The organism is Campylobacter concisus (assembly GCF_002913745.1).
Taxonomy (GTDB): Bacteria; Campylobacterota; Campylobacteria; order Campylobacterales; family Campylobacteraceae; genus Campylobacter_A; species Campylobacter_A concisus_R.
On sequence record NZ_PPCG01000072.1, the window covers coordinates 19,411 to 31,494 of the forward strand.

The window sequence follows — 12,084 nt, forward strand, 5'->3', positions numbered from 1 at the left end:
CCCCTCATCAAGTAAGTCTAAATTTAATATGATAAAATTGCATATTACTTTACAAAAGGAAAATTTAATGAAAAAAATGATTTTTATCTCGCTTCTTGCAGCTTGCGCTCTAGCGGGCGACTTTGAAGATGGCTTGAAAGCTTATGCTGACTCAAATTTCACTGAGGCTTTGTCTAAATTTGAAGCGGGTTGCGCAGCAAACGACGCAAGATCATGCCAAAAAGCAGGCGCTATATATCAGCTTGGCAAAACTGACGTGCCAGATATTGCCAAAGCGCTAGAGCTTTATAACAAAGCTTGCCAAGGCGGCGAAAAAGAGGGTTGCACGGCAGCTGGTGGAATTTATCTAAATAGCGATCCGCAAAAAGCAAGAGAGCTTTTCAACAAAGCATGCGAGCAAAACGACGGCTACTCTTGCGCGATGATGGGATCAATACTAATAGATGATCATAAATTTAAAGAGGCCTACTCAGTTTTAGAAAAAGGCTGCAAGCTAGGCGATAAGCTCGCTTGCGAGTTTGCAGGCGATCTAAAACGCTCAAAACAACTTTGATCTTTAGGCTTTAAAAGCCTAAATTCTCACTTTTTACAAAATCACTAGAAATAAATAAATTTAAAAGTTTAGGCAAGAGAGCTCTTGCCTAATGTTAAATCACTCTTATTTGATCAAGCGGTTTATCTTTTATGCCCCACTGGGTCATAAAGACAAAACCATAAAGAGCTGCTGCTACGATGTAGGCTGTGTATTCGTTTGGCATTAGGCCAAATTTCACGCAGATGTTTGGCACAAGAGCTAGAGGCACGACTGGGATAAGTAGCGCCCTCTCCCAAATCCTAAGCTTTGTGACGTAGTATCCTTGAAGTAAGCTTGAAAAGGCAAACATACCCACGATCGCCATGCCAAAAACAAGTAAAATTTCAAGCGGGTTGCTCATCCAGACTATCCCTTTTGAATCAAGCGGATCGCTCGTGTTTATGCTATCAATTAGCATAAGTTTGTTGTTAAAGAAAAAGGCAAATGGTAAGATCGCCGTTCTTAGATCGTAAAAAAATCCTTGAACGCCAACGGTTATTGGATTTGCTTTAGCGATGCCAGCTGCCGCGTAGGCTGCGATGCCAACTGGTGGCGTGTCATCAGCTAAAATTCCAAAGTAAAATACAAAAAGATGCACAGCGATGGCAGGGATCAAAAAGCCATTTTTATGCGCCAAAAACAAGATAACTGGCGCAACAAGGCTTGAGACGACGATGTAGTTTGCTGTCGTTGGAAGACCCATGCCAAGAATGAGCGACATAAGAGCTGTTAAAACTAGGATCATCATGATGTTATCGCCTGCTAAAAGCTCGACTAGATCAGAAAGTACTTGACCAAGGCCAGTTAGCGAGATAGAGCCCACGATGATGCCTGCAAGCGCAGTTGCGATGGCTATTGTAGTCATACTCTTTGCAGCCGTAACCATCGCCCAAAATATATCCTCAAAGCCTAAAAGCACGTCGTTTATGCCTACTTTTTCGCCTGAAGCAAGCTTTTTAGTTGGCTCTTGAAATATCATTATCAAAAATAAAAATCCGATCGCATTAAAAGCTGCTGAGATAGCCGACTCTTTTGCGATTAGCAATGTATAAAGCAAGATCAAAATAGGCGTTATATAGTGAAGGCCACTAACAAAAATTTTAAATCTTGAGTGAAATTCGCTCTGGTCTATGCCTTTTAACCCAAGCTTAACGCTCTCTAAATGCACGATGAAAAATAGCGACAAATAGCACGCAAACGCTGGGATAACCGCTGCCATCATGACATTTGTATATGTCATGCCTAAAAACTCAGCGATGATAAAAGCAGCCGCACCCATGATAGGTGGCATGAGCTGTCCATTTACACCAGCCGCAACCTCGATAGCACCAGCTTTTGTGCGTGAAATGCCAGCTTTTTTCATAAGCGGTATGGTAAATGTACCAACAGTTACGACGTTTGCTGTTGAGCTACCTGAAACCATGCCCGTTAGGCCGCTTGCGATGACTGAGGCTTTGGCCGGGCCGCCTCTATATTTACCAAGAAGCGAGAAGGCTAAATTTATGAAGTATTGTCCAGCGCCTGCTCGCTCTAACAATGAGCCAAAAAGAACGAAAAGATAGATAAAACTAACGCTAACGCCGATAGGCACGCCAAAGACGCCCTCTGTCGTTAAAAACATATGTCCTGCGATCTTTTCTAAGCTAGCGCCCTGGTGAGCGATGATGTCTGGCATATAAGGGCCAAAGTGATCATATATCAAAAATATAGCGCAGATGATACCAAGAGCTGGCCCCATCACGCGTCTGCCGCCCTCAAGCAAGATAAAGATAGCGACAAATGAGATGATCACATCTTGCTTGATATAGTCCCCCGTCCTATCGGCAAGCTCGTAAAAATAAACTGCCGGATAGAGCACCGCTGCTACGCCAACTACGCAGAGAAAAATATCATAAAATGGCACGCTTGAGTGAGCCTTTTTATGAAAAGTGACTGGATATAGCAAAAATACAAGTCCAACCGCAAAAGCTAGGTGAATAGAGCGTGAAATGTTAGTATTTAGCGGAAAATAAGCTATATAAAGCTGAAAAACTGACCAAGAAAAGCATACAATCGCAATAAAATAGTTGTAAAAATTGCTATTTATCTCCCTTGTTTTTACCTCGACAAATTGTTCTTCGTTGTCTTTGACTTCGTTCATCTCTCTCCTTTAAAATTTAAATATATAAATTTAAAAGAATTTGTATATTTAAATTTTATCCAGAGGCAAAAGCCCCTGGAAATTTGAGTTATTTTAAGATACCTGCCTCTTTAAACGCAGCCTCTGCAGCTGGGTGAAGTGGAGCTGAAAGACCTTGGACGAGATCTTCTTTATTTACTGATTTTAGCGCTGGGTGAAGAGTTTTGTACTCATCAAAGTTGTCTAAAATAGCTTTTATCACAGCTTTTACAGCCTCATCTTTTGTATCTTTATTAGTTACCAAAACAGCCTTTACGCCAATAGTATTTACATCGTGATCGACGCCATCATAAGAGCCTTTTGGGATCACACCTTTTGCAAAGTATGGTTTTTCTTTAAGAAGATTATCGATCTCGCTGCCTTCGATGTTTAGGATATCGATAGGCAAAGATGTCGCAGCGTCAGTGATGTTTGCGGTTGGGTGGCCGACGACAAAGCTATATCCGTCTATCTTTTTGTCTTTTAGTGCATGTGGGCATTCGCCAACTGTTAAAACGCCGCGGTATCCTAGTTTTGAAACGTCAAAGCCCTTTGCTTTAAAGACTTCAAGCGTGCTCACTTCGTTGCCGCTACCTGGGTTGCCTACGTTGTATTTTTTGCCTGCAAAAGACTGGATATCACTTGTTAGGCCACTATCTTTTGCTACAACAAATGCAAGAAGCTCTGGATAGATAGCCACTACTGAGCGTAAATTTTCATCTTTTGCTCCGTCAAATTTACCAGTGCCATTAAATTTATCATAGACGACGTCGCTTTGGACAAAGCCAAATGTAAGCTCTTTTTTAAGGACGTTATTTACGTTATAAACTGAGCCGCCAGTTGATTGAACAGAGCATTTTACGTCTGTGTTTTTATTTGCTAAACGGCAGATCGCTCCACCTATCGGATAGTAAGTGCCTGTCATGCCACCAGTGCCGATACTGATAAATTCTTTTGCTGAAAGTGTTGTTGCTAAAAGCAATCCAGCAAGTGCCAAAGAAGTAGTTTTCATCTAAAATCCTTTCAAAAAATTTAAGGCTATTTTATTCTATAAATTTAGCTTTGTATCTTTTTGATATGATATTTTTATGCCATTTTTGTAAAGTTGCAACCATTCTACACAATCAAGACTTAAAAAAATATTTTCTTAAGAATAAATTTATATTTCTTTTACGAGCAATCTAAATTTTAAGAGCTAGAAATTCTAGCTCTGAATTTAGTCAATAAATCTCTTTGTGATATTTGCGTAGGCATCGATCCTACGGTCACGTAAAAATGGCCAAATTCTGCGCACTTCTTCACTTCTTTTCATGTCTATCTCAACGATCTTGCATAGCTCGCTATGGCTATCTGCACGGAAAAGCTGCTCGCCTTGTGGCCCGTAAACAAAGCTATTTCCCCAAAATTTGATCCCATCCATCACGCCACTATCATCTTTTTCAAAGCCCACACGATTTACTGCGACCACTGGCAGGCCATTTGCCACGCTGTGACCTCTTTGCACTGCCACCCACGCTTCAAGCTGCCTTGACTTTTCATCCTCGCTATCGCCCTCAAACCAACCAATAGCCGTTGGATAGATGAGAATTTTCGCCCCTTTTAGTGCCATGAGTCTTGCAGCTTCTGGATACCACTGATCCCAACACACCAAAACGCCAAGCTTGCCAAGACTGGTTTCAATAGGCTCAAAGCCAATATCACCAGGCGTGAAGTAAAATTTCTCGTAAAATCCAGGGTCATCAGGGATGTGCATTTTTCTGTATTTGCCAGCTACGCTGCCGTCACGCTCGAAGACAAAAGCGGTGTTGTGATAAAGCCCATCAGCCCTCTTTTCAAAGAGTGAAGTGACCAAAACTACGCCGTTTTCCTTAGCCACCCTGCCCCAAAAAGCGACATCCTCTTGCCAGTCGTTTGCGTGATCAAAGAAATTTGTATCCTCGCTTTGGCAAAAGTATTGCGTCTGGTGTAGCTCTTGGCAGACCATGAGATCAGCGCCACCTTTTTTTGCCTCAGCTATTAGCTCAAGCGTCCTTGCAATGGTCGCTTCTTTTGTCCCTTTAAATTCTTGTTGAAGTAGTGCTACTTTCATCTCATCTCCCTTCTTTGTCGTTGTATGGGTCTAAATGCGTGGTTATCTGCCACGAAAATTCCTTAAATTTCTCTCTTATCTCAGCTTCAAGCGATTCGGCCACCTCGTGCGCGTCGTAAAGCGAGATATCTTTGTCAAAAACTAAATGCAGCGTTAAAAATATAGTATTTGCGCTCTGTCTTGTGTTTAGGTAGTGAAAGTCTGAAATTCTCTGCTTTGCCTTTATCATCTTGATGATCTCAGCTGTGATCTCAGGGCTTGCTGCGTGATCTAGCAAGACACCAAGGGCGTCTTTGCCAAGGCTTATGGCGCTTTGAGCGATGTAGCCACTTATCACGATACCAAAGATCGCATCTATCATCATAAATCCGCTAAATTTAATGATAAGCAGCGAGATGATGACTGCAAGGTTGCTAAAAAGGTCGATCTTATAGTGCAGCGCGTCTGCTTTTATGATAAGGTTGCCACTTTTTTTAGAAATTTGGTTTAAAAATAGCACCAAACATAGCGTCACTACGACCGAAAAGACCATCACACCAAGGCTTAAGCCAAGGTCTATCTCTAAATTTGGCTCGCTAAATTTCTTAACGCTCTCATAAAATATAAAGCCTGCCGCTAATACGATGATGACGCACTCAAATAGCGCTGCTAACGCCTCTAGCTTTGTGTAGCCAAAGTTAAATTTCTCATCAGCTTGCTTTCTTGACTTTCTAAGCGCAAATAAATTTAAAAGCGAAACGATAAAATCAAGCATTGAATCAATCGCCGAGCCAAGCACAGCGACCGAACCGCTAAAAAGCCCCGCTGCAAATTTGACAAGTGCAAGCAAAAAGGCGCAAGCTCCTGCTGCGATGACAGCCTTGTTTTCGCCCTGCGTGCACTCCTGCTTGTTTATGCGGTTAAACTCATAATCAAACGGACTTCCCAAGACTAAGCCCTCTTATATCTATTTTGGCTTGAGCAGTGAAGCGAGCCATTTTGACGGACAAAAACTAGCGAATTTACACCGATGATCTTTCTATCTGGCAGTGCCTGAGCTAGTAAATTTAGCACCTTTTCGTCGTTTTCGTCGTTATATGTTGGCACGATTAGTGCGCCATTTATAAAGATAAAATTTGCGTATGTGCAGCCAAGCCTTTTACCATCATAAAATTTAGGCTTAGGAAGTGGCAGAGCAAGTAGCTTAAAGCCAGTTTTTTTAAGCTCATCCTCCATACTTTTTAGCTCATCAAAGTGCTCATCGCTCTTGTCATCGCAAGCTACGTAAGCAATAGTATCAGGCGTGATAAAGCGAGCTAAAGTGTCGATGTGGCTATCTGTGTCATCGCCTCTTATAAAGCCATTCTCGAGCCAAATGATACGCTTTAGGCCAAATAAATTTTTTAATTTTTCTTCGATCTGCTCTTTGCTAAGAGAGGAATTTCTATTTTCATTTAGCAGACATTTTGAAGTGGTTAAAAGCACTCCGTCTCCGTTAAATTCAACACTTCCGCCCTCTAGTATCATATCAACAGGCTCAAGCTTAGTTTTGTAAATTTTAGCTAGCTCTAAATTTATCGCATCATCTTTTGAGCTCTTAAATTTACCGCCCCAAGCGTTAAATTTAAAGTCGTAACTTTTTACGCCGTCTTTTGTGCAAACATCGATCATACCGTAATCTCTAACCCAAGTATCGTCAGTATCAAGCTTAACAAACTCTACATTTTTAAATTTCTTAAACCTAGCGAAAATTGCCTCATCAGGGCAGATGAGCACCACCTTTTCATAGGGCGTAACAGCAGCCACGAGCTCCTCATAGCCCGCCAAAATCTCCTCTAAATAAGGCTCCCAGTCGCTCTTACTATGTGGCAGCGATAAAAACAAAAGCTCCTGCTCCTCCCACTCTGCATACGCTCTCACGCTCTCTCCTTGTAAATTTTATAAATTCCATAAATCGTAATGATTATCCAAAAGACCTCTATCAAAAATGAGCCGAGGTTAAAATGCACAAAAAGCGAGATTATAAGCAGCACCGCACCTACTAAATTTATTATCTGATAGGCTAGATCGCGGCTATTTAGACGGCTGATCTGAAGTAAAAAGTAGCCCATCACGATACAAATCATCCCTAAAAAACCGATGATCTGAAAAAGATCGATCAAATTTTATCCTTTTTGTAAGCTTAAATTTAAAGCGTGATCATATCTAATTAGTTTTAAATTTATGATTATGGGATAAAATAACTCCATTTTTCAGATTGGATTAAAGTTTATGGATTTTGAGTTTATTGAGAAATTTTACCCCCTTTTTGTAAAAGCTGGGGTGCTTACGATCGAAATTGCCTTTTTAGGGATCGTCTTTTCTATTTTGATAGGCATTTTTTGCATGGCTGTGAAATTTTACAAGCTAAAATTTCTCTCAAAACTAGTTGATTCCTACGTTGAGCTTTCAAGAAACACACCACTTCTTATCCAACTCTTCTTTTTATACTACGGCTTACCAAAGCTTGGAGTATCGATGAGCGGCTTTGCCTGTGCGGTCGCTGGGCTTAGCTTTCTTGGTGGCAGCTATATGAGCGAGAGCTTTAGACTTGGCTTTGAGGCGGTTAGAAGGTCACAGATAGAAGCAGGTCTTAGTATCGCACTTAGTAAAAATCAGCTCCTAAGATATGTCATCTTGCCACAAGCCTTTAGCGTGGCACTGCCGAGCATCAGTGCAAACGTCATATTTTTACTAAAAGAGACAAGTATCGTTAGCATCGTAGCCCTTGCTGATCTAGTCTACGTCGCAAAGGACCTTATCGGACTTTACTACAAGACAGACGAGGCGCTTTTTATGCTGGTTATTAGCTATCTTGTCATCATCTTGCCAGTCTCGCTGGCGCTTAGCTATGTCGAAAAAAGGGTGAGAAATGCAAGGAGTTAGTATATTATTTGACACGCAAAATTTACTAAGACTACTTGAAGGTCTTGTAGTAAGCACTGAAATTTCATTTATCTCGATCATCATCTCCGTAGTCGGTGGCCTCATACTTGGCGTTTTGATGAGTATGAAAAACAAATTTATCTATCTTATTTTAAAAATTTGCCTAGAGATCGTTCGTATCATGCCTCAGATCGTCTGGTTATTTTTATTTTACTTTGGCGTTAGCAAAGCTTTTGATATCCACATCTCGGCATTTACCGCCTCGCTCATCGTCTTTAGCCTTTGGGGCGTTTTTGAGATGATGGATATCGTGCGAGGAGCGATCACCTCGATACCAAAGCACCAGTTTGAGTCAGCCGCTTCACTTGGACTTAGCAAATTTCAAATTTACTCTCACGTCATCATCCCGCTTGCTACAAGAAGGCTGGTGCCTGGAGCTGTAAATTTACTAAGCCGTATGATAAAAACAACCTCTATCGTCGTTCTAATCGGCGTTGTAGAGGTGGTCAAAGTCGGCCAGCAGATCATCGAGCGAAATGTATTTACAAATCCTATGGCGCCATTTTGGATATATACACTCATATTCTTTTTATATTTTGCGATCTGCTATCCAGTCTCAAAACTATCAAAAAAACTAGAAGAAAAATGGAGCTAAAATGAGCGAAAATATCTTAGAACTTAAAAATTTAAATAAATTTTATGGAGAGCTTCACGCCTTAAAGGATATAAATTTAGAGGTTAAAAGTGGCGAAGTGGTCGTGCTTCTTGGACCATCGGGATGTGGCAAGAGCACAACTCTTAGGTGCATTAACGGCCTTGAGAGCATAGCAAGCGGCGAGATCATAATAGACGGCGAAGTGATAGATGCTAAATTTAAAGAGTGGCAAAGGATCCGCCAAAAGGTAGGCATGGTCTTTCAAAGCTACGAGCTGTTTGATCATATGAACGTCATCGATAACGTCCTTCTTGGGCCTTTAAAGGTGCAAAAAAGAGATAGGGCCGAGGCTGAAAAAACGGCTGATATGTGGTTAAGCAAGGTTGGGCTACTTGATAAGAAATTCGCCTATCCAAAGGAGCTAAGCGGCGGTCAAAAGCAGCGCATAGCAATCGTTAGAAGCCTTTGTTTAAACCCTGAGATCATGCTATTTGACGAGGTTACGGCTGCGCTTGATCCAGAGATCGTTAGAGAAGTACTTGATGTGATACTAAATTTAGCCAAAGATGGCATGACAATGCTAATAGTCACCCATGAGATGAGCTTTGCAAGAGCGGTTGCGAATAAGATCGTATTTATGGACGCTGGAGCGATCGTGGAGATCAGCGAGCCAGAGGAGTTTTTTACTAATCCAAAGAGCGAGCGAGCGAAGAAATTTCTAAATTTATTCTCATTTTAGAAAAAATAAGAGATAATTTGCCGTTTTTTCAAAATGCGTTTAGAGCGAGACTTTGACCGCTCTTATTTACTAAATTTTTCTAAAGGAGAAAGAGTGAGAAAATTTAAATTTTTCTTATTAGCATTAGTCGCTACCGTCTTTCTAACGGGTTGTGGTGATGACAAAGGTGCGGACAAAGCAGCCGCTTCAAACCAAGCTGACGCTATCGCAAAGATCAAAGAGCGTGGATATGTAAGGATAGGCGTTTTCAGTGACAAACCGCCATTTGGCTACGTTGATAAAGACGGCAAAAACCAAGGCTATGACATCTACTTTGCAAAACGCATCGCAAAAGACTTGCTTGGAGATGAGAGCAAGGTAAAATTTGAGCTAGTTGAGGCTGCTGGTAGAGTTGAAGTTTTAGTAGCTGATAAAGTAGATATCACGCTTGCAAATTTCACAAAAACACCTGAGCGCGCACAAGTTGTTGATTTTGCGCTTCCATACATGAAGGTTTCGCTTGGCATCGTAAGCCCTGAAGGTGCAGTGATAAAGAGCATCGATGAGCTAAAAGATAAAACCCTAATCGTAAATAAGGGCACAACCGCAGACGCGTTTTTTACAAAAAATTATCCAGATATTAAGCTTGCAAAATACGACCAAAATACTGAAACATTTGCAGCTTTGGTTGATAAAAGAGGTGCCGCACTAGCGCATGATAACGCCCTACTTTTTGCCTGGGCAAAAGAGACTCCAGGCTTTGTCGTAGGTGTTGAAGCACTTGGTGATGTGGATGTGATAGCACCAGCTGTTAAAAAAGGTAACAAAGTTTTACTTGACTGGCTAAACAATGAGATCATTGAGCTTGGAAAAGAAAATTTCTTCCACAAAGACTATGATGCTACACTAAAACCGATCTATGGCGATAGTGTAAATCCAGAATCACTTGTCGTCGAAGGCGGCAAGCTATAAAAATTTGGAGGGTGTTCAACCCTCCCGTTTATCTTTATTAATTCTATTTTTTATTGAATCGTAAACCAAAACCCCGAATACGGACAGCATCAAACTCGACAAAAATGCGATCGCAATTATGATCGTTTTTTTGGGCTTAACAGGCTTATTTGAGATAACTATATCGGAAACTATCTGCGTGTTTTGGTAATTATAGGGCTTTAATGCAAGCTCTACGAGAGATCTTTGATCTAAAAGCTTATTTAATTCCTCGGTTTGTAAATTTACCAATTCTCTTTGCAAGGACGGTAATTTATCATTAACTATGGTATCTTTTTCCGCCTGCATATTTTCTAGTTCAACGCTAGTTAGTTTATTTAGTCTGTCTTGCGCGTTAGGTTTAGTTTGCGTAAGCAATACTTCTTTTTGTTGCTCAAGAGATGTTATACTTTGCTCCAAATTCGAAATTTGATTATAAAGACCTTGCTCCATCATTTGGCGAAGTATAATATTTTCAGACGCGCCTACATTTTTATTGGCGCGAATTTTTTCTAACTCTGTTTCATATTTTTTTAATCTTTGCGTATTTAACTCTATACTCTTTCGCACCGACGGAATACTTATATCGTCTATTGCCGATATTTCACGCCGTGCAGCAGGTATAGTAGCGTCTTTCATATATGTTATTTGCCTATCTATACGAGGTATCTGCGTTGATTTTATATATTCAATCTGATGTTGCTTTTCCACTATGACGTTGTTTTTTAAGAAATTTATCTGACGTTCTATATTTGCAAGCTGAACCTTTTTTAATTCAATATATGCGTTTATGGCATTTTGATGCTCGCTCGCCAAATCATCAACCATTTTATTTATCTGTTTTACGGCTATATCGTTACTCTTTGCGACGACCTCTATGTCAAAAAACTTTTTATTATTTCTTGCCTCTGATATCTTTTCTACTTTATAGTCGAGGCCTTCAACGCCTTTTAGCAGGTCGATATACTTTATCGTTAATTTTTGTACATTATCGGCGGTATTTGCTATTAAGATTTCTTCGCCGTTATCATTCTTGTAGTAACCCGCCTCAACTAAAGCCGTAGCCTTATATAGCGGCGTAGCTACAAAGGCGTATAATCCGGCCGCCAACGAAGCTGCACCGGTAGTTAAAAAAATATATTTTTTATATCTCAATACTTTTTTGCCTAGTTCAAATAAGTCTATCTCATCATCCTGATAAACCACTCTACTATTTTGTTCTAACATTCTTTTCCTTTCTTTAATAAAAATCAACTAGCACCCTTGCGTAATAAAACAACTTTAAATGTCTTAATAATTATCACAATATCATTCCAGATACACCAATTCTTCATATACCATACATCCATCTGTGCCCTAGTTTCAAAATCTACATCACTTCTGCCACTTACTTGCCATATACCTGTAATGCCAGGTAAAACAGCCAAAATAAGCTCAGCATAACGCCCCATATCCTTTTTTTCATACTCTGCACATGGACGAGGACCCACTATACTCATATCGCCTTTTAAAACATTTATTAGTTGTGGCAACTCGTCAAGAGAAGTCTTTCTAAGAAAATTTCCAAATCTTGTTATACGTGGGTCATTTTCATATTTATGATATTTCTCAAAATACTCTATCTCCTGTGGGTTATTTTCAAGATATTTTTCTAATATCTCGGCTCCATTTTCTTTCATAGAACGAAATTTTAGACAACCAAACAGTTTGCCATTTAATCCCATTCTTTGATGAGAAAAAAATATCCTACCACTCGGTTCGCTTATCTTCATTACAACAATAATTACACAAAAAATCAACATTAATAGTGGCAAAGCAGCAACTATTAAAAACAAATCAAGCCCTCTCTTTAATATAATATTAAATTCATTTTGCAAAGAATTTTGTATTGCAAAAATATTTGTGCGAGAGTTAAAAAGATTGTAAATATGTGCTTGAGTAAAATCATAACCCCTAAGTGTAGGTGTAAATAGAATTTCTTTATTTTCTTTAATAT

13 protein-coding genes are annotated in these 12,084 nt (G+C 40.0%); 5 read left to right on the top strand and 8 right to left on the bottom strand.

Annotation, left to right across the window (positions count from 1 at the left end; genetic code table 11):
• Positions 1–67: 67 nt before the first annotated feature.
• Positions 68–553 carry a tetratricopeptide repeat protein gene (locus tag CYO90_RS08685; protein WP_103579206.1) on the top strand — a complete coding sequence of 162 codons (486 nt, stop codon included), beginning with the start codon at positions 68–70 and terminating at the stop codon, positions 551–553.
• A gap of 94 nt (positions 554–647) precedes the next feature.
• Here CYO90_RS08685 and CYO90_RS08690 read toward each other — a convergent pair whose 3' ends face one another.
• The 6 genes from CYO90_RS08690 to CYO90_RS08715 all read right to left on the bottom strand — a co-directional run bounded on the left by CYO90_RS08690 (position 648) and on the right by CYO90_RS08715 (position 6,962).
• Complete coding sequence (locus CYO90_RS08690; RefSeq protein WP_103579207.1) at positions 648–2,714, bottom strand: TRAP transporter permease; 2,067 nt, start codon at positions 2,712–2,714, stop codon at positions 648–650.
• An 88-nt stretch (positions 2,715–2,802) separates the two neighbouring features.
• Complete coding sequence (locus tag CYO90_RS08695; protein ID WP_103579208.1) at positions 2,803–3,744, bottom strand: TAXI family TRAP transporter solute-binding subunit; 942 nt, start codon at positions 3,742–3,744, stop codon at positions 2,803–2,805.
• A gap of 204 nt (positions 3,745–3,948) precedes the next feature.
• Positions 3,949–4,821: a carbon-nitrogen hydrolase gene (locus tag CYO90_RS08700; protein WP_103579209.1), complete on the bottom strand. Its 873-nt coding sequence runs from the start codon at positions 4,819–4,821 to the stop codon at positions 3,949–3,951.
• Between the two features lies 1 nt (position 4,822).
• Positions 4,823–5,749, bottom strand: a complete 927-nt coding sequence (locus tag CYO90_RS08705; protein ID WP_181000241.1) for a cation diffusion facilitator family transporter — start codon at positions 5,747–5,749, stop codon at positions 4,823–4,825.
• A gap of 2 nt (positions 5,750–5,751) precedes the next feature.
• Entirely contained in the window at positions 5,752–6,720 is a 969-nt protein-coding gene (locus tag CYO90_RS08710) for an agmatine deiminase family protein (RefSeq protein ID WP_103579210.1), read from the bottom strand.
• Positions 6,717–6,962: a CBU_0592 family membrane protein gene (locus tag CYO90_RS08715; protein WP_103579211.1), complete on the bottom strand. Its 246-nt coding sequence runs from the start codon at positions 6,960–6,962 to the stop codon at positions 6,717–6,719. Before CYO90_RS08715 ends, CYO90_RS08710 begins: the two co-directional genes overlap by 4 nt.
• A gap of 109 nt (positions 6,963–7,071) precedes the next feature.
• Here CYO90_RS08715 and CYO90_RS08720 point away from each other — a divergent pair, with 109 nt between their 5' ends.
• The 4 genes from CYO90_RS08720 (at position 7,072) to CYO90_RS08735 (ending at position 10,070) form a co-directional block, all read left to right on the top strand.
• Positions 7,072–7,725: an amino acid ABC transporter permease gene (locus tag CYO90_RS08720; RefSeq protein WP_103579212.1), complete on the top strand. Its 654-nt coding sequence runs from the start codon at positions 7,072–7,074 to the stop codon at positions 7,723–7,725.
• A complete protein-coding gene (locus CYO90_RS08725; RefSeq protein ID WP_103579213.1) occupies positions 7,712–8,380 on the top strand; it encodes an amino acid ABC transporter permease in 669 nt (222 codons plus the stop codon). Before CYO90_RS08720 ends, CYO90_RS08725 begins: the two co-directional genes overlap by 14 nt.
• A gap of 1 nt (position 8,381) precedes the next feature.
• Positions 8,382–9,119, top strand: a complete 738-nt coding sequence (locus tag CYO90_RS08730) for an amino acid ABC transporter ATP-binding protein (RefSeq protein WP_103579214.1) — start codon at positions 8,382–8,384, stop codon at positions 9,117–9,119.
• A 93-nt stretch (positions 9,120–9,212) separates the two neighbouring features.
• A complete protein-coding gene (locus tag CYO90_RS08735) occupies positions 9,213–10,070 on the top strand; it encodes a cysteine ABC transporter substrate-binding protein (protein ID WP_103579215.1) in 858 nt (285 codons plus the stop codon).
• 15 nt (positions 10,071–10,085) lie between these two features.
• Here the strand turns inward: CYO90_RS08735 and CYO90_RS08740 are convergent, their stop codons facing one another.
• Together CYO90_RS08740 and CYO90_RS08745 are read right to left on the bottom strand one after the other, a co-directional pair.
• Positions 10,086–11,315: a Wzz/FepE/Etk N-terminal domain-containing protein gene (locus CYO90_RS08740; protein WP_103579216.1), complete on the bottom strand. Its 1,230-nt coding sequence runs from the start codon at positions 11,313–11,315 to the stop codon at positions 10,086–10,088.
• Positions 11,316–11,338: 23 nt separating this feature from the next.
• Positions 11,339–12,084, bottom strand: a 746-nt coding sequence (locus tag CYO90_RS08745; protein ID WP_181000242.1) for a sugar transferase, incomplete at its 5' end; no start/stop codon positions are given.

What these genes read in the sequence shown, in the direction of transcription:
- CYO90_RS08740 (WP_103579216.1), bottom strand. Translation starts at nt 11,315, where the DNA reads ATGTTAGAACAAAATAGTAGAGTGGTTTATCAGGATGATGAGATAGAC.
- CYO90_RS08720 (WP_103579212.1), top strand. Translation starts at nt 7,072, where the DNA reads ATGGATTTTGAGTTTATTGAGAAATTTTACCCCCTTTTTGTAAAAGCT.
- CYO90_RS08690 (WP_103579207.1), bottom strand. Translation starts at nt 2,714, where the DNA reads ATGAACGAAGTCAAAGACAACGAAGAACAATTTGTCGAGGTAAAAACA.
- CYO90_RS08695 (WP_103579208.1), bottom strand. Translation starts at nt 3,744, where the DNA reads ATGAAAACTACTTCTTTGGCACTTGCTGGATTGCTTTTAGCAACAACA.
- CYO90_RS08725 (WP_103579213.1), top strand. Translation starts at nt 7,712, where the DNA reads ATGCAAGGAGTTAGTATATTATTTGACACGCAAAATTTACTAAGACTA.
- CYO90_RS08700 (WP_103579209.1), bottom strand. Translation starts at nt 4,821, where the DNA reads ATGAAAGTAGCACTACTTCAACAAGAATTTAAAGGGACAAAAGAAGCG.
- CYO90_RS08685 (WP_103579206.1), top strand. Translation starts at nt 68, where the DNA reads ATGAAAAAAATGATTTTTATCTCGCTTCTTGCAGCTTGCGCTCTAGCG.
- CYO90_RS08730 (WP_103579214.1), top strand. Translation starts at nt 8,382, where the DNA reads ATGAGCGAAAATATCTTAGAACTTAAAAATTTAAATAAATTTTATGGA.